This is a genomic window from Streptomyces sp. NPDC055078 (genome assembly GCF_053607985.1).
This window is the reverse complement of sequence record NZ_JBSGUP010000033.1, coordinates 13,067-29,802: the sequence shown is the minus strand read 5'-3', so window position 1 is coordinate 29,802 and position 16,736 is coordinate 13,067. Positions and strand designations below refer to the sequence as shown.

Below are 16,736 nucleotides of genomic sequence, written 5' to 3'. Positions count from 1 at the left end.
CCTGTGGGCGGTGCCGCCCGCGCGGCTGCTCCGCCGCGAACCCGCCGCCAGCCCACCGGGAACCCACCGCCAGCCCACCGCGAACCCGCGCGGCTACTCCGCCAGGAAGCGGAAGAGGTGCAGCTCGTGGCCGTCCGGGTCCAGGACGGTGAATTGCCGGTAGCCCCAGGAGGTGTCGTGGGGGCGCTCGGCGATCTCGACACCCCGCTCCGCGTACTCGCTGTGCAGGGCGTCCGGGTCCTCGACGAAGACGAAGCATTCGGCGCCGCCGAAGGAATCGGCCCGATGGCGGAGATAGATGTTCACATCGGCGACCCGCCCGCGGAACACCGAGGCGAAATCGTCGTCGCTCCGGCCGCCGAGCGTGAAGCCGAGGGAACTGACGTAGAAACGTACGGAAGTGTCCACGTCACGGACCGGCAGCGTCGGAATGATCTTGTGAAAGGGAATGCTGTCAGTGCTGGTCATCAGGCCCTCCCGGATGTAGCGGTCAGTGTGTTCCACGCGTTCGGCGACGACATCGGCGTCCTGGACGAGCCGGTCGCGATGGGCGCGCAGCAGATCGCGTACGGTCTCGTCGTCCGCGTCCAGGGCCGCCCGGGTCTCGTCCACGGACATGCCTGCCGCCCGTAGCCGCAGAATGACCTCGGCCGTCGCGACCTGGACCGGACGGTAGTAGCGGTATCCGGTGCCGGGGTCGACCCATGCGGGCCGCAGCAGTCCGACCGAGTCGTAGTGCCGCAGCGTGGAAATGGTCAGCCCGGTGGTCGCCGCGAATCGCCCGATCGCCCACAGTGGGACGGGATCGGTCCCGCCCCTGGTCGCGGAGTCGGAGTCGGAGTCGGTCCCGCCCCTGGTCGCGGAGTCGGAGTCGGAGTCGATACCGCCCCTGGCCGCAGAGTCGGAGTCGGAGTCGATACCGCCCCTGGCCGCAGAGTCGGAGTCGGAGTCGCTACCGCCCCTGGCCGCAGAGTCGGAGTCGGAGTCGATACCGCCCCTGGTCGCAGAGTCGGAGTCGATACCGCCCGTGATCGCGGAGTCTGTGTCGCCCATGGTCAGAGTCTGAAGTCTCGGGCCGCTGGAGAGTCAAACGCGAGGCCGCCGGCCGTGGCGCGGGCCCACCGGCAGGTCACCGAACCGCCCGCACCGCGCCATGGTGGGGAAAACCCCCCGTCGAAGACGGCGACCGTCCTCATGGTGCGGCCCCGGCCGCCCAAGCACTCTTGAGTCATGACAGCCCGCAGCACAGAACGGACGACCTGATGGCCACGGACTACGCACCGGAGCGACAGGACCGACAGGACCGGCAAGCCCGGCAGGATCGGGGCATCCGGCACGGCCGCCGGAGGCATCTCGTCCCCTCGCCCCTGCGGGCGCCGTTCGAGGGCCGCACCTGGCGCGAGTTCGGGTACCTCATGCTGAACCTGCCGATCAGCATCATCATGTTCACCTTCGCCGTCGTCATGGTCTCCCTCGGCGCGGGGCTGCTGATCACCTTCCTGGGCATCCCGATCCTCGCCCTGGGGCTGGCCGGTATCCGGCTCTTCGGCGCGCTGGAGCGCGCCCGCGCCCGGATGCTGCTCGACCACACCGTGGACCGGCCGGAGCCGATCCACGCGCGGACGACCGGGCTGATGTCCTGGGTCGGCGCGGTCCTCAAGAGCGGGGTGTCCTGGCGGCACCTGCTCTACGCGCTGCTGCACTTCCCCTGGGCGGTGGCCGCCTTCACCGTCTCCCTGACCTGCTGGATCACCGGCTGGTCGCTGCTGACGTACCCGTTGTGGCAGTGGACCCTCCCCACCTACGGCGACCAGCCGGGTATGCAGATCTACGGTGACAGCAGCGGCGACGCGTTCTATCTGGACACCCCCTTCGAGATCGCGGCCACCTCGGCGGTCGGCCTCGCGACGGTCCTGGCCTCCGCCTGGCTGATCAGGGGCCTCGTCTATGTCGACCGGGTGCTGGTCAGCGGGCTCCTCGGGCCCTCCTCCCTCGCCAACCGGGTGGTCGAGCTGGAGTCGGACCGGGGGGTCGTCGTGGACACGGCCGCCGCCGATCTGCGCCGTATCGAACGCGATCTGCACGACGGCGCCCAGGCCCGGCTCGTCGCCCTCGCCATGGATCTCGGTCTGGCCAAGGAAAAGCTGATTGAGGACCCGGACGGGGCTGCCCGGATGGTGGACGAGGCGCACGGCGAGGTGAAGGTGGCGCTCCAGGAGCTGCGGGATCTCGCCCGCGGCATCCACCCCGCCGTCCTCACCGACCGCGGCCTCGACGCCGCGCTCTCCGCCGTCGCCTCCCGCTGCACCGTCCCGGTGACCGTCGAGGTCGACCTCTCGGAGCGGCCCGCCGCCGCCATCGAGGGCATCGCGTACTTCACCGTCTCCGAGCTGCTCCAGAACGTCAGCAAGCACGCTCGGGCGACCCGGGCGTCGGTGGACGTCTGGCGCTCCGACGGCCGGCTGATGCTCCAGGTCAGCGACAACGGCGCGGGCGGAGCCGATCCGACCGCCGGGAGCGGGCTCGCGGGGCTGGCGGAGCGGCTGGGCGCCGTCGACGGCATCCTGGCCATCGACTCACCCGTGGGCGGCCCGACCCGGATGACCGCCGAGCTGCCCTGGCGCGGCTGACCGCCTCCAGAGCTACCCGCCGCGCCTGCCGCACCCCCGCGCTCCCCACCCGTACTCGATCCCCGCACAACGCCTCCGTGGGATGCTGGACCCTGCACTGCGGAACGCGGACCGACATGGGGGATGCAGGGTTGTGGACGACAGAGTGCGCGTGGTCATCGCCGAGGATTCGGTACTGCTGCGGGAGGGCCTGACCCGGCTGCTCACCGACCGGGGCCACGATGTGGTGGCCGGTGTCGGTGACGGGGAAGCGCTGATCAAGACGGTCGGGGAGCTGGCGGCGCAGAACGCGCTGCCGGATGTGGTGGTCGCGGACGTCCGGATGCCGCCGACGCACACGGACGAGGGCGTACGGGCCGCGGTGCGGCTGCGCAAGGACCACCCCGGTATAGGGGTGCTGGTCCTGTCCCAGTATGTGGAGGAGCAGTACGCCACCGAGCTGCTGGCGGGCAGCAGCCGGGGGGTGGGCTATCTGCTCAAGGACCGGGTGGCGGAGGTCCGCGAGTTCGTCGACGCCGTGGTGCGGGTGGCCCGGGGCGGTACGGCCCTGGACCCCGAGGTGGTGGCCCAGCTGCTGGGCCGCAGCCGCAAGCAGGACGTCCTGGCCAATCTCACCCCGCGCGAGCGGGAGGTCCTCGGTCTGATGGCGGAGGGCAGGACGAATTCGGCGGTCGCCCGACAGCTGGTCGTGAGCGACGGGGCGGTCGAGAAGCATGTGAGCAATATCTTCCTGAAGCTGGGGCTCTCCCCGAGTGACGGGGATCACCGGCGCGTCCTCGCCGTCCTGACCTACCTCAACACCTGATCAGCTGACACCCTGTCAGTTATGAGGCCAGCCATCAGGCCGGTCATCACGTCAGCCATGAGGCCGGGGCGGCGACTCCGGCCCGATCCCACCCGATCCCGCCTGGTCCCACCTGTTGGCGGGACCAGGGTCCTAGCACCAAAGGACCAGAACGAGCCAGCGGGAGTCAGAGGGAAGAGCCTTACCCGAAAGGACCCAGGGTGCGATCAAAACGTACTAAATCGGGGCATGTGGACGTCCTAGGGCGTCCCAAAAAGACGTCCAGCATATGAGCGATCCAAGGAAGGCCACCCTTACCGACGTAGGGTGGCCACTGGGACGGCCAGTGGGACGGCCGGTTCCAGCAGCCGCCTCAAGGGAGGTCCAGTTCAGTGACCAGCCAGGTCAGTAGCCCAGCCGAGCATGCCGACGAGGCTGACGAGTCCAATGAGGCGCTTGTGGGAGGGCAACGGCGGGCCGCCGGTCCCACGGACGGAACCGAAGGCTCCGAGGCAGCACCCGTAGCAGGCGGAAAGGTCGCCAAGGAAGTCCGCCGGCTGGACCGGGTGATCATCCGTTTCGCCGGTGACTCCGGTGACGGTATGCAGCTCACGGGCGACCGGTTCACCTCCGAGACCGCCTCCTTCGGAAACGACCTGTCCACCCTGCCGAACTTCCCCGCCGAGATCCGCGCCCCTGCCGGCACCCTCCCGGGCGTCTCCAGCTTCCAGCTGCACTTCGCCGACCACGACATCCTCACCCCCGGCGACGCGCCGAACGTCCTGGTCGCGATGAACCCCGCCGCCCTCAAGGCGAACATCGCCGATGTGCCGCGCGGTGGCGAGATCATCGTCAACACCGATGAATTCGCCAAGCGCGCCATGGCCAAGGTCGGCTACGCCACCTCCCCGCTGGAGGACGGCTCGCTGGACGCCTACCGCGTCCACCCCGTACCGCTGACGTCGCTGACGATCGAGGCGCTCAAGGAGTTCGGGCTCTCCCGCAAGGAGGCCGAGCGCTCGAAGAACATGTTCGCGCTCGGGCTGCTGAGCTGGATGTACCACCGGCCCACCGACGGCACCGAGACGTTCCTGCGGACCAAGTTCGCCAAGAAGCCGCAGATCGCCGAGGCGAACATCACGGCCTTCCGGGCCGGCTGGAACTTCGGCGAGACGACCGAGGACTTCGCCGTCTCCTACGAGGTCGCCCCCGCCACCAAGGCGTTCCCGACCGGCACCTACCGCAATATCTCCGGCAATCTGGCCCTCTCCTACGGGCTGATCGCCGCAGGCCGGCAGGCCGATCTGCCGCTCTATCTGGGCTCGTACCCCATCACCCCGGCCTCCGACATCCTGCACGAGCTGTCCCGGCACAAGAACTTCGGCGTACGGACCTTCCAGGCCGAGGACGAGATCGCCGGTATCGGCGCGGCGCTGGGCGCGGCCTTCGGCGGCGCGCTCGCCGTCACCACCACCTCGGGACCGGGTGTGGCGCTCAAGTCGGAGACCATCGGGCTCGCGGTCTCCCTGGAGCTGCCGCTGCTGATCATCGACATCCAGCGCGGCGGGCCGTCCACCGGACTGCCGACCAAGACCGAGCAGGCCGATCTGCTCCAGGCGATGTACGGGCGCAACGGCGAGGCCCCGGTGCCGATCGTCGCGCCCCGTACGCCCGGCGACTGCTTCGACGCGGCCATCGACGCGGCACGGATCGCGCTCGCCTACCGGACTCCGGTGTTTCTGCTCTCGGACGGATACCTCGCCAACGGCTCCGAGCCGTGGCGGGTGCCCGATGTCGATGAGCTGCCCGATCTGCGGGTACGGTTCGCGACCGGTCCCAACCATGAGCTGGCCGACGGCACCGAGGTGTTCTGGCCCTACAAGCGCGACCCGCGGACGCTGGCACGCCCCTGGGCGGTGCCCGGCACCCCCGGTCTCGAACACCGGATCGGCGGTATCGAGAAGCAGGACGGCACCGGCAACATCTCGTACGACCCGGCCAACCACGACTTCATGGTCCGCACCCGCCAGGCCAAGATCGACGGTATCGAGGTGCCGGACATCGAGGTCGACGACCCGGACGGCGCGGCCACGCTGGTCCTGGGCTGGGGGTCGACGTACGGGCCGATCACGGCCGCCGTGCGCCGGCTGCGCGCCGGGGGGCTGCCCATCGCCCAGGCGCATCTGCGCCATCTCAACCCCTTCCCGAAGAACCTCGGCGATGTGCTGGGGCGCTTCGGCAAGGTCGTGATCCCCGAAATGAACCTCGGCCAGCTCGCCGCCCTGATCAGGGCGAAGTATCTGGTCGACGCGGAAAGCTTCAACCAGGTCAACGGTATGCCGTTCAAGGCCGAGCAGCTCGCGGAAGCCCTTAAGGAGGCCATCAATGACTGAGACCGCCACCGGGCTGCTCTCGCTGGTGCCCAAGGCCGAGGCCAAGCAGTCCATGAAGGACTTCAAGTCCGACCAGGAAGTGCGCTGGTGCCCGGGGTGCGGTGACTACGCGATCCTCGCCGCCGTGCAGGGCTTCATGCCCGAGCTGGGGCTGGCGAAGGAGAACATCGTCTTCGTCTCCGGGATCGGCTGCTCCTCCCGCTTCCCGTACTACATGAACACGTACGGGCTGCACTCCATCCACGGCCGCGCGCCCGCGATCGCCACCGGGCTCGCCTCCTCACGGCGGGATCTGAGCGTCTGGGTGGTGACCGGCGACGGGGACGCGCTCTCCATCGGCGGCAACCATCTGATCCACGCCCTGCGCCGGAACGTCAATCTCAAGATCCTGCTCTTCAACAACCGGATCTACGGACTGACCAAGGGCCAGTACAGCCCCACATCCGAGGTCGGGAAGATCACCAAGTCGACGCCGATGGGCTCGCTGGACGCGCCCTTCAACCCGGTGTCGCTGGCGATCGGCGCCGAGGCGTCCTTTGTGGCCCGTACGGTCGACTCCGACCGCAAGCACCTCACATCCGTGCTCCGGGCCGCCGCCGACCACCAGGGCACGGCGCTGGTGGAGATCTACCAGAACTGCAATATCTTCAACGACGGCGCCTTCGAGGTCCTCAAGGACAAGCAGCAGGCCGAGGAAGCGGTCATCCGGCTGGAGCACGGGCAGCCGATCCGTTTCGGCGTCGACAACGCCAAGGGTGTCGTACGGGACCCGGCGACCGGCGATCTCGCGGTTGTCGAGGTGACGGCGGAGAACGAGTCGCGCATCCTGGTCCACGACGCCCACCAGTCCAGCCCGACCACCGCCTTCGCGCTCTCCCGGCTGGCCGACCCGGACACGCTGCACCACACACCGATCGGGGTGCTGCGCAGCGTGGAGCGCCCGGTGTACGACACCCTGATGGCGGAGCAGCTGGACACCGCCATCGAGCGGAACGGCAAGGGCGATCTGGGCGCGCTGCTCGCGGGCAACGACACCTGGACGGTCGTCGGCTGATCCGCGCGCCGGGGGCGATACGGCTCCGGCTACTCGGGCTGCTCCGGCTGCTCCGGCTGTGTGAGTAAGGGCGTCCTCCCGCGCGGAGGGCGCCCTTCGCCGTGGGGCCCGGGGTCCCCCGCGACAGGGCAAGGGCCAGGGCAGGGGTACGAGGGGCCGGGCCCGGTCTGTACCCCCGGTACGGGCCGGGCCCGGCCGCTCAGGTCTTCGCCGTCACCGACTGGTACTGGCCCAGAAAGCGCGTCTTCCCGCCCTCCACCCGGTGCAGGAACATCGCCGGATCCTCCCGGATCAGCTTGGTCTCCTGGCGGAAGGAGATCTTCTTCGCCACCCCCTGGTACGTCATCCGCCGCAAGGTGCTCACCAGCGTGCCCCGTTTCAGCCGGTCCGCGCCCGACTTCTGTATCCCCTCGGCGAGAAAGAGCACCGCGTCGTACGCCTCCACTGCGTAGGTCTCGGCCTCCGCCGTCTTCCACCGCCGGCGGTAGCGGGCCAGGAACGTCTTCGCGGCCGGCACCCGCGCGGGATCGACGAAGGTGGTGCCGAAGACCCAGCCCTCGGCCGCTGCCCCCGCCGCTTCGAGGAACTCCGGCCGCAGCGCGGGTTCGACGGACACCCGCAGTCCGGTGAAGCCCTGATCGCGCAGGGCCCGGGCGAACAGGGCGGCGCGGGAGGGGGAGTTCCCCGCGTACACCACACCCTCCGGGCGATCGGCCAGGGCGGTCCGGGTCACGGCCGCGAAGTCCTCGCTGTCCGCCTCGATCCGATGGACGGTGATCTTGTCGGCGCCGGCCGCCGTCTCGGTCAGCGTCTGGACCAGATCCCAGGAGTACGCGCCGCCCGCCTTGTCCTCGACGGCCGCGACGCGGTGCGCCTTGTGGACCAGGAGATGCCGCTTGAGGGGCACGATCAACATGCCGTCCGTGGGCCGCAGCTCGAAGTACGAGGGCCTGTGCGGGCCTTCGCTGAAGGACACGCTGGCGCATACCGTCACCACGGGGACCCGCGCCTTGTCGTACGTCGCGGCGACGGACTGGACCACGGCGGTCGTGGTCGGCCCGAGCACCGCGGCGAGGGAGTCGTCCGCCAGGTGCTTCCGGGCCGCCGCCGGTGCCTTCTTCGGGTCTCCCCCGTCGTCCAGGACCTTCAGCGCCAGATCGAACGGGCGGTCCCGGCGGGCGTTGAAGGTCTCGACGGCGAGCCTGGCGCCGCGCTCCTGTGCCCGCCCTTCCGCCGTGCGCGGGCCGCTCAGATCGGTCTGGATGCCGATGACATGCCGGGGCAGGGACCCGGACGTACGCGATCCGTCAGCGCCGTCAGTGCCGTCCGATGGGCGGTTCGCCAGCCAGGCCGCTGCCCCGCCGACCGTGGCCACGGCGGCGGCGGACCCCAGCCCCCCGACGATGAACCGGCGGCGCGAAGTCCATCGCGGAGCGGCCGGGTTCACCACCACGGTCGGTTCGGCCACCGGCAGGTCCAGCACGCGCGCGGAGCGCTCCGCTATCAGCGCGGGCAGGCCGGCCGGCAGCCAGTCGTCCGGGTCCGCCCCGCCGAGAGCGGCCCGGAGCCGCTCGGCGGACGGGCGGCCCGCCGGGTCCTTGGCGAGGCAGGCCCGCACCAGCTCCAGCAGCGCGGAGGGCATCCCGTCGAGGTCCGGCTCCTCATGGACGGTCCGGAAGACGATCGCGGCCACCGTCCCCGTACCGAACGGGCGCCGCCCCGTCGTCGCATACGCCAGCACACAGCCGAGGGAGAAGATGTCGCTGGGCGGGCCGACCTCCCCGGCCCCGGCCATCCGCGCCTGCTCGGGCGAGAGATAGCCGGGCGACCCGATCATGGCATCGCTGGCGGTCAGCGCGGTCGCGCCCGCCGAGCGCGCGATCCCGAAGTCGATCAGGCGCGGACCGTCGAGCGCCAGCAGCACATTGGCCGGCTTGACGTCCCGGTGGACGAGCCCCGCCTCATGGGCCCCGGCGAGCGCCTCGGCGAGCCGGCCGCCCAGGGCGCGGACCGTGTGCTCGGGCAGCGGGCCGTGCGCCGCCACGGCCTCCCAAAGGGACGGTCCCGGCACGAACTCGGTGGCCAGCCACGGTTCGCGCGCCTCCGGGTCGGCGCCCACCACCCGGACCACCCAGCGACCGGTGATCCGCCCGGCGATCTGCGCCTCGCGCCGGAATCTGGCCCGGAAGTCCGGGTCGGCCGCGTGCTCCGCGCGGATGACCTTGAGCGCGGACAGCGCGCCGTGCCCGGACCGGGCGAGATAGACGACGCCCATGCCGCCCGCGCCGAGGCGGCCGATGAGCCGGTACCCGGCGATCGACGACGGGTCCCCGGTCTTCAGCGGGTCCATGTGCCGGCTCTCCGCCCCCGGCGGACCCGAGGCTCGGGGCGGGGAGCGGCCTCGGAGCGGGCCGGGGGTTCGGAGCGGGCCGGGGGTTCGGAGCGGGGAACTGCCTCGGAGCGGGCCGGGGGCTCGGAACGGGCCGGGGGTTCGGAGCAGGCCCACGGCCCGGGGCGGGTGCGGGCAGCCGGCTCAGGGCAGTTCCCCGGCCGGGGGCGGGCGGTCGCGGTATGACGGCGGCCGGGACGGCTCGTACGACATATACGGCGCATACGCCTCACGCCTTCCGGCCCGCACGGGTGGGAGCTTTGACGGGTGCCGCGCCCAGATAGCGGTAGCGCCCGTCCTGGACCACATACAGATAGGTGCCCAGGCCCTTGAGGTCTCCGTTCTCGGGTTTGAACTGGTAGAACCCCATGACCCCGTCATAGGTCTTCTTGCGCAGGGCCGCGGTGAGACCGTCGCGCACCGGCCGCTCACCGCCGCGCGCGGCGGCGATCACCTCTTCGATCATCATATTGACCCCGTCGAACGCCTCTCCCGCATAGAAGCCGGGGGCCTTGCCGTACTTCTTGCGGTACGCGGCGACGAAGCCCTTCGCCTTGGGCAGGGCGGCCGGGTCGGCGACGGGTGCGCCCACCACCCAGCCCTCGGCCGCCTCGCCCGCGAGCTTCAGGAACTCCGAGCCCAGCACCAGCTGTCCGCCGACCCGGGGGCCGCTGAATCCCGCTGCCCTCAGGGCGATCGCCGCCTGCGCCGCGGTCCCGGCCGAACCGCCGTGCGTGTAGGAGTCGATGCCCGCCGCCACCATCTCCTTGATGACGGCCGGGTACGCCTCGGCCGCGATGCCCGCCGGGACGACGCGGGGGTGGGTGCGATGGCCGAATCCCTGGAGGTGGAGGTTCATCATCGCGATGTACTGCCAGGCGTAGTTGTCGTCGGTACGGTCCTCAAGCAGTCCCGGGCGGACGGTCCTGGTCTTCCCCTGGAGGTAGTACGCCAGCTGGGTCCCCGCGATGGGGTGCGAGGGACACGCGCGCATAAAGGAGCGGTTGTCCTCCGACTTGTTGGTCAGCAGATTCAGCCCGGCGGAGATCGACACCACCGGGAGCATCGCCTCGTCGTACACCGGCAGGGCGTTCTGTGTCGTGTAGTCGCCGGTCGAGCCGAGGACGGCGAGGACGGTGGCGTCGCCGGTCAGCGCGCCCGCGGCGGTGGCGGCCTTCGCGGTGTCGCCCTTGTCGTCCTCCGCCCGCAGCCCGAGGGTGAAGGACTTGTCCTTGCGGGCGTTGTACGCCTCGACCGCGAGCCGGGCCCCGCGCTCCTGCTCGATCCCCATCTCCTTCTGGGGGCCCGTCAGATCCGCCTGTACGCCGATCATCCAGTGCCGGTCCTTGGACGTGCCGACCGGCTTCTTCCCGCCCCGGTCGCGCAGGACGGCCCACAGGCCGACCCCGCCGCCCGCCGCGAGCACCGCGCCACCGCCCGCCAGCAGGAACTTCCGTCTGCTGGGCGCCGCTTCCGGCGGCTGCCCCAGGCTCGTCGGCTCGATGTCGGGCAGCGCCAGCATCCGCGCCGAACGCTCCGCGATGATCCGTACGACATCGGCGGGCAGCCAGTCGGCGCCGCTGTGCGGGGCGTCCTCGGCGAGCCGCTCGGCGACCTCCCCGGCGGTGGGCCGCAGCCGCGGGTCCTTGGCCAGACAGGCGGTCAGCAACTCGGCCAGTCCGCCCTCGATACCGCTGAGGTCCGGCTCGTCGTGGACCGTGCGGTACAGCAGGGCGTCGACCGCGCCCCGGCCGAAGGGCAGCCGGCCACTGACCGCGTACGCCAGCAGACAGCCGAGCGCGAAGATGTCGCTCGGCGGGCCGATCTCGGCGCCGCGCGCCTCGGCCTGCTCGGGGGCGAGGAAGCCGGGGGTGCCGACGACCATGTCGGTGGAGGTGATCGCGGTGTCGTCGGTGGTGCGCGCGATCCCGAAGTCGATCAGGCGCGGGCCGTCCACGGCGAGCAGCACATTGCCCGGCTTGACGTCCCGGTGGATCAGCCCCGCCTCATGTACGGCGGCGAGCGCGCGGGCGATCGCCACGCCCAGGATCCGCACACTGCGGACGGGCAGCGGGCCGTGCGCCGCGACCGCTTCCGCGACCGATGGGCCGGGGACGAAGGCGGTGGCCAGCCAGGGCTCGGGCGCGTCCGGGTCCGCCCCGGTGACCGGTGCCGCCCAGGGGCTGGAAACCCTGCGCGCGGCCTCCACCTCCCGCCGGAACCGCGCCCGGAAGTCGGCCTCGTCGGTACGGTCGGCCCGGGTCACCTTGACGGCCGCCAGCTCGCCCGCATCCGTACGCCCGAGATAGACGACACCCATGCCGCCCGCGCCGAGCCGCCCGATGAGCCGGTACCCGGCGATCGACGACGGATCGCCGGGCAGCAGCCGCTCGACGGAGCCGGGCTCGGGGGCACCGGGACCCCGAGGGCCGGCGGCGGCGGGACCCGGAGCGCCGGGGGCGGCGGCGCTCGCCGGGGCCGTGCCCCGCGAACCGGCCGGCGCGGCGACCGCGCCCTCGGCGTACGCGGAACGCGGGTCCGGGGAGCCAGTGTCCGCGGAGCCGGTGTCCGGGGGGTCCACCGGCCCGGAGTTCGCCGGCCCGGAATTCGCCGGGTCCACGCGATCCACCCGGTCCACGAGCGTGGAGTTCGCCGGGTCCACCGGTTCCGCATCCCGCGGCTCCGAATCCCGCGGCCCTGAAGGCGACGGTCCGGAAGCCGACGGCCCTGAAGGCGACGGACCGGAAGGGGACGGCCCTGAAGGCGACGGACCGGAAGGGGACGGTCCTCCGGGCTCCGGCTCCTCCGGCTCGGGGTTCGCGGGGCCGGGGTTCTGCTCGGCGCGGCTCATTCCGCGGCCTCCAACTGCTTCTCAACGCGGTTCATCATGCCCGTCAGCGCCTCTGCCCTGGCGGTGTTGAGTTCGTCCGCCGTGTACCCCTTGGCACCCTTCATGACCGTGGCGACCGTGACCTGACCCAGCCGGGACTGGAACCAGCCGTACTCATAGGGCTTGCCGAACTCGGCGCTGTGGTACTCGCCCACCTCGCCTATCGAGTCCTCCGAGTTGAAATTGCCCCCGGTGCCGTAGGCCGAGCCCATCGAGAGCAGTCCTGCGACCCGCTCGCCCTCGCGCAGCGTCTGGTTCGGGCAGCGCAGCGCCTCCTCCAGCGTCTCGGCCATCTCCCACTCGGCGGCCCGCTTGTCGCGGTGGACCGTGACGGTGGCGGCGACGCGGACCGGGCCCTTGCCTGCCGATGCGGGCAGCTCGCTGTAGGCGGTGACGCTGTGCAGGACAGTGGCGGGGCGGGTGCCGCCCCTCCAGACGCATCTCTCGTCGAGCACCGGCCAGTAGTCGGGACGGCTCAGAAACGGGGTGCGCTTCACATAGCCCGGACCCCACAGCTCGGGCCCGGCGACGGCGGTGGTCGCCAGCTTCCGGGCGGCTGCCTCGGTCTTCGGCGCACGCGCCGGGTCGGCGGAGAAGGCCAGCCCGCTGGGCTTCGGATCGGGCCCGCCCGGCTCCTTCGTACCGCTCGCGGCGCTGCTGCGCCCCGGTGGCTCAGGCTCGTCGTCATCCGAGCCCGAACAGCCCGTCCACAACAACCCGCACACCACTACGCCGCAGACAGCGCGCAGCACCTTCCCGTACGCCATGGGTCCCCCCCAACCACGTGATCCCCCACCGTTGTGACGATCGTACGACCCCGCACCGACAACCGGACCCGGCTTCCTGGCGATTGAATGTCTCGGTTCATCGCCGATCGTCCCGGTCCCCGCCGTACGCCGCACCGCCCGGGCCCGCCCGGGCCCGCCCGGGCCCGCCCGGCACCCGCCCGCCCGGACAGCGTCCTGACGTGGACACGGCACTCACGGCCTGTCGCGAGAATCCCTCACATCCGTACCTGGCCCAAGATCCGTCATGACCGTATGCCGATACGGGCATGACGGATCGACCGTCCGGCGCGTACCTTCGACAGAACGCACCTCACACGGCGGGAGGATCGGTGAAGTCGGACGGCAACCAGCGGGCGGGACTGCTCTACGGGATCGGCGCCTACGGAATGTGGGGCCTGGTCCCGCTCTTCTGGCCGCTGCTGAAGCCGTCGGGCGCGCTGGAGATCCTCGCGCACCGGATGGCCTGGTCGCTGGTCGTCGTCGGGATCGCGCTGCTCGCGCTGAAGCGGTGGGCCTGGATACGGGAGCTGATACGCAGCCCCCGCAAACTCGGGCTGATCACCGTCGCCGCCTCGGTCATCACCGTCAACTGGGGCCTCTACATCTGGGCCGTGAACACCGGCCGGGTGGTCGAGGCGTCCCTCGGCTACTTCATCAATCCGCTGGTGACCATCGCGATGGGCGTACTGCTGCTGAAGGAGCGGCTGCGCCCGGCGCAGTGGGTGGCCGTCGGCACCGGCTTCGCCGCCGTGCTGGTGCTGGCGGTCGGATACGGCAGGCCGCCGTGGGTCTCGCTGGCGCTGGCGTTCTCATTCGCGATCTACGGTCTGGCGAAGAAGAAGACCAATATCGGGGGGCTTGAATCGCTGGCGGCGGAGACGGCCATCCTGTTTCTGCCCGCACTGGGCTTTCTGCTCTGGCTGGGCGCGAACGGGGAGGCGACCTTCGGTACGCAGGGTCTCGGCCATATCGCGCTGCTCGCCGCTACGGGTCTTGTGACCGCCGCGCCCCTGGTCTGCTTCGGCGCCGCGGCGATCAGGGTCCCGCTGTCGACCTTGGGGCTGCTGCAGTATCTGGCACCGGTGTTCCAGTTCCTGCTGGGGATCTGGTACTTCAAGGAGTCGATGCCGCCGGAGAGGTGGGCCGGATTCGCCCTGGTGTGGCTGGCGCTGATCTGTCTCACCTGGGACGCGCTGAGGACGGGCCGGCGGACGAGGGCGCGGGCGGCGGCCCTGGCGGCGGCCGGGTCCGCACCACTCCCGCCCGCCGCCCGCGCCGCGAAGCCCGTGCCCGCCGCCCCCGCCGAGCCCGCGAACTGACGAACCCGGGCGGGAGCGCGGGCGCGGGCGGGTCGACAGTTCATGACCGTCATCGCAGGTGGTCAGCCGGGCGGGAGCGCGGGCGGGTCCGGGGCCGCGTCGGCGGCCAGGCTGGCTGAATCACCACTCGATCGGCCCCCACCCGGGGCTGGGCGCAGGCCCCTCCCCCTGGCCGGTGCTACCACCGAAGTCCAGGCCCTGGAGAGCCGGGGCCGGCAGTGGACGGAGTGAGTGCGCCATGTCTCAGCCTCTCGCCCTCGATGTCGACTTCGGTCAGGGCTTCAGCGACGCCTGGTCCGCGGTGGCCAATTTCATCCCCAAGTTCATCGCGTTTCTGGCCATTCTGGTCATCGGCTGGTTCGTGGCGAAACTGATAGCCCGGGTCGTGGACCGGCTGCTGCGCCGGATCGGCTCCGAGAAGCTCGCCGAGCGCAGCGGTGCCGCCGAGTCCCTGAGGGGCTCCAAGTACGACGCGACCGGCATCCTCACCAAGGTCATCTACTACGGGCTGCTGCTGATCGTCCTCCAACTGGCGTTCGGGGTCTTCGGCCCCAACCCGATCAGCGTCATGATCAACGCCGTGGTCGCCTGGCTGCCCCGGGCGATCGTGGCCCTGGTGATCGTCGTGGTGGCGATGGCCATCGCGCGCGCGGTCCGCGACATCGTCCAGAACGCCCTGAGCGGCACGTCGTACGGCAGGGTCCTCGCCACGGCCGTCTGGGCGTTCATCGTCGCGCTCGGTGTGATCGCCGCGCTCGGCCAGGCGGGCATCGCGACCGCGATCACCGGCCCGCTGCTCACCGCCGTACTCGCCACGGTCGCGGGCGTCCTGATCGTGGGCGTCGGCGGCGGTCTGATCACCCCGATGCGCGCCCGGTGGGAGCGGTGGCTCGCGGTCGCGGAGGCGGAGTCGACGAGCGCGCGCGACAGCATCAGCGCCTACCAGCGGGGCCGCGCGGACGCTGCGGCCGGACAGCCCGCGCGGGGCACCCGGGAGGCCGCGCGCCCTACCGGCCGTACGGACCGGCCAGGACCGGACGCTCCGGAGCACATCGACCCGATGTGAGCCGTACGGGCACGCACCCGCCCCGCCGCTCAGCGCGCCGCCCCGCATCTCACCGCACCGCACCCGCCGGGCTCGGCGCGACGCGACGCGGCTCAAGGGCTCTTAAGGCTCACCGCGACGCGGGGGCTCAGCGGCCCAACAGATCGTGTTCGCGGATCAGCCAGCAGATCGCCGTCAGCCGCAGGGTCGCGAAGTCGTGCCCCACCGGCTCCGACCAGTCCGTCTCCCTGAGCCAGTCCGTGAAGCCGAGGACGTAGTCCGCCAGATCCTCCCGGCGTACGGACGCGACCGATGCGGCGGCGTCCGCCTCGGCCGGCGTGACCGGTGCGACCGGCGCGGTCGGCTCGCCCCGGCGGGGGCGCGGGATCAGCGCGTCGCAGACCGCCGCCGCGTGCTGGTCGACGGCGGCGACGAGCCCCGGCTCGAAGGAGAACTCCGAGAGCCGGGGCATATACGCGGCGGCCACCCCGATCAGCGGGCAGCCGGCGGGTCCCTCACCGGGCCGGCCGACCGGCCCGTCACCGGGTCCACCGGGTCCACCGGGTCCACCGGGTCCACCGGGGGGCAGAACGTCCATCGTCCCAAGGTAAGCGCCGGACAATCGCGTACAAGCGTGATATTGGTCGCACATCAACCTTTTACGGCTCAGCACGCACTCTCCGCACCACATGCACCCGTATCGGCTCCGCCCCCCACCGCGGCGATCATCCGGTCAGCTGTCCGAGCCCGTGTCCGAGCCCGCGCGCGTGCCCGATTCCGCGTCCACATCCAGGCCCGATTCCGAAACGGGCTCCACGGGCTCTACGGGGTCCACGGGCTCCACGGGCTCCGCTTCCGGGTGGCGGGCGCGGTGCGTCCGGACCTTGTGCCGGTTGCCGCAGCGCTCCATCGCGCACCAGCGGCGGCGGCCCGGCCTGGACGTGTCCACGAACAGCAGGGCGCAGTCCGCCGAGCCGCACTCGCGGATGCGCCGGGCGTACGGCCCGGTGAACAGCTCCACCGCGTCGCGCGCCACCGCCGACAGGAGCTGACTGCCGGTGGCCCCCGGGACCCACCCCCGCTCGCCGTCCGCGGTGAACCGGGGCGCGGGCGGGGCCAGTGCAGCGGCCTCGTTGACCACGGCCAGGTCGCCGGAATCCGGCGCGCGGCCGTGCGCGCGGGCGGCGGTGAGCCGGTGGAGGGCGTCCCGGAGCACCCGGGCTGCCGCGACCTCCTCGGGCACCACCACCGGTTCGAGTCCGGCGGGCAGCCTGCTCTCCCCCGCCCAGCGCACCAGGTCGGCCGGCTCGTACAGCACCTCGTACCGCGCGAGGGGGCCGGGCCCCCCGGTGAGCAGCAGCTCAAGGCAGAGCGCCCCCGCGTCGAAACGGAAAGGACGGCCAGATGCCGGACGCAGGGTCAGTCCTCTTGCGATCCGATTCAT

General features: G+C 71.6%; 12 protein-coding genes. 6 read left to right on the top strand and 6 right to left on the bottom strand.

Annotation, left to right across the window (positions count from 1 at the left end; translation table 11 throughout):
- Positions 1 to 93: 93 nt before the first annotated feature.
- The gene (locus tag ACWF94_RS05290; RefSeq protein WP_453484862.1) at positions 94 to 1,053 is read right to left on the bottom strand and encodes a glyoxalase superfamily protein; all 960 of its coding nucleotides are present in this window, start codon (positions 1,051 to 1,053) and stop codon (positions 94 to 96) included.
- A gap of 209 nt (positions 1,054 to 1,262) precedes the next feature.
- On the opposite strand from ACWF94_RS05290, the gene ACWF94_RS05285 reads away from it, so the two are divergent.
- The 4 genes from ACWF94_RS05285 (at position 1,263) to ACWF94_RS05270 (ending at position 6,861) form a co-directional block, all read left to right on the top strand.
- Positions 1,263 to 2,630 carry a sensor histidine kinase gene (locus ACWF94_RS05285; protein ID WP_453484860.1) on the top strand — a complete coding sequence of 456 codons (1,368 nt, stop codon included), beginning with the start codon at positions 1,263 to 1,265 and terminating at the stop codon, positions 2,628 to 2,630.
- A gap of 145 nt (positions 2,631 to 2,775) precedes the next feature.
- Entirely contained in the window at positions 2,776 to 3,435 is a 660-nt protein-coding gene (locus ACWF94_RS05280; protein WP_453484867.1) for a response regulator, read from the top strand.
- A 371-nt stretch (positions 3,436 to 3,806) separates the two neighbouring features.
- Positions 3,807 to 5,807, top strand: coding sequence for a 2-oxoacid:acceptor oxidoreductase subunit alpha (locus ACWF94_RS05275; protein WP_453484858.1), 2,001 nt, complete (start codon positions 3,807 to 3,809; stop codon positions 5,805 to 5,807).
- Entirely contained in the window at positions 5,800 to 6,861 is a 1,062-nt protein-coding gene (locus ACWF94_RS05270; RefSeq protein WP_453484856.1) for a 2-oxoacid:ferredoxin oxidoreductase subunit beta, read from the top strand. Before ACWF94_RS05275 ends, ACWF94_RS05270 begins: the two co-directional genes overlap by 8 nt.
- 199 nt (positions 6,862 to 7,060) lie before the next feature.
- Here the strand turns inward: ACWF94_RS05270 and ACWF94_RS05265 are convergent, their stop codons facing one another.
- The 3 genes from ACWF94_RS05265 to ACWF94_RS05255 all read right to left on the bottom strand — a co-directional run bounded on the left by ACWF94_RS05265 (position 7,061) and on the right by ACWF94_RS05255 (position 12,907).
- Positions 7,061 to 9,211: a bifunctional serine/threonine-protein kinase/ABC transporter substrate-binding protein gene (locus ACWF94_RS05265; RefSeq protein ID WP_453484854.1), complete on the bottom strand. Its 2,151-nt coding sequence runs from the start codon at positions 9,209 to 9,211 to the stop codon at positions 7,061 to 7,063.
- Between the two features lie 268 nt (positions 9,212 to 9,479).
- Positions 9,480 to 11,636, bottom strand: a complete 2,157-nt coding sequence (locus ACWF94_RS05260; RefSeq protein WP_453484865.1) for a bifunctional serine/threonine-protein kinase/ABC transporter substrate-binding protein — start codon at positions 11,634 to 11,636, stop codon at positions 9,480 to 9,482.
- Between the two features lie 461 nt (positions 11,637 to 12,097).
- Positions 12,098 to 12,907, bottom strand: coding sequence for a hypothetical protein (locus tag ACWF94_RS05255; RefSeq protein WP_453484853.1), 810 nt, complete (start codon positions 12,905 to 12,907; stop codon positions 12,098 to 12,100).
- Positions 12,908 to 13,257: 350 nt separating this feature from the next.
- Here ACWF94_RS05255 and rarD point away from each other — a divergent pair, with 350 nt between their 5' ends.
- A complete protein-coding gene (gene rarD, locus ACWF94_RS05250) occupies positions 13,258 to 14,247 on the top strand; it encodes an EamA family transporter RarD (RefSeq protein ID WP_453484851.1) in 990 nt (329 codons plus the stop codon).
- A gap of 238 nt (positions 14,248 to 14,485) precedes the next feature.
- Positions 14,486 to 15,313 carry a membrane protein gene (locus tag ACWF94_RS05245; RefSeq protein WP_453484849.1) on the top strand — a complete coding sequence of 276 codons (828 nt, stop codon included), beginning with the start codon at positions 14,486 to 14,488 and terminating at the stop codon, positions 15,311 to 15,313.
- A 127-nt stretch (positions 15,314 to 15,440) separates the two neighbouring features.
- Here the strand turns inward: ACWF94_RS05245 and ACWF94_RS05240 are convergent, their stop codons facing one another.
- Together ACWF94_RS05240 and ACWF94_RS05235 are read right to left on the bottom strand one after the other, a co-directional pair.
- Positions 15,441 to 15,764 (bottom strand): DUF6401 family natural product biosynthesis protein, encoded by a 324-nt coding sequence (locus ACWF94_RS05240; RefSeq protein WP_453484863.1) that lies wholly within the window; start codon positions 15,762 to 15,764, stop codon positions 15,441 to 15,443.
- Positions 15,765 to 16,025: 261 nt separating this feature from the next.
- On the bottom strand, positions 16,026 to 16,736 hold the full coding sequence (locus tag ACWF94_RS05235) for a CGNR zinc finger domain-containing protein (RefSeq protein WP_453484847.1): 711 nt from the start codon (positions 16,734 to 16,736) through the stop codon (positions 16,026 to 16,028).

What these genes read in the sequence shown, in the direction of transcription:
- ACWF94_RS05290 (WP_453484862.1), bottom strand. Translation starts at nt 1,053, where the DNA reads ATGGGCGACACAGACTCCGCGATCACGGGCGGTATCGACTCCGACTCT.
- ACWF94_RS05285 (WP_453484860.1), top strand. Translation starts at nt 1,263, where the DNA reads ATGGCCACGGACTACGCACCGGAGCGACAGGACCGACAGGACCGGCAA.
- ACWF94_RS05270 (WP_453484856.1), top strand. Translation starts at nt 5,800, where the DNA reads ATGACTGAGACCGCCACCGGGCTGCTCTCGCTGGTGCCCAAGGCCGAG.
- ACWF94_RS05265 (WP_453484854.1), bottom strand. Translation starts at nt 9,211, where the DNA reads ATGGACCCGCTGAAGACCGGGGACCCGTCGTCGATCGCCGGGTACCGG.
- ACWF94_RS05255 (WP_453484853.1), bottom strand. Translation starts at nt 12,907, where the DNA reads ATGGCGTACGGGAAGGTGCTGCGCGCTGTCTGCGGCGTAGTGGTGTGC.
- ACWF94_RS05245 (WP_453484849.1), top strand. Translation starts at nt 14,486, where the DNA reads ATGTCTCAGCCTCTCGCCCTCGATGTCGACTTCGGTCAGGGCTTCAGC.
- ACWF94_RS05240 (WP_453484863.1), bottom strand. Translation starts at nt 15,764, where the DNA reads ATGCCCCGGCTCTCGGAGTTCTCCTTCGAGCCGGGGCTCGTCGCCGCC.
- ACWF94_RS05235 (WP_453484847.1), bottom strand. Translation starts at nt 16,736, where the DNA reads ATGAATCGGATCGCAAGAGGACTGACCCTGCGTCCGGCATCTGGCCGT.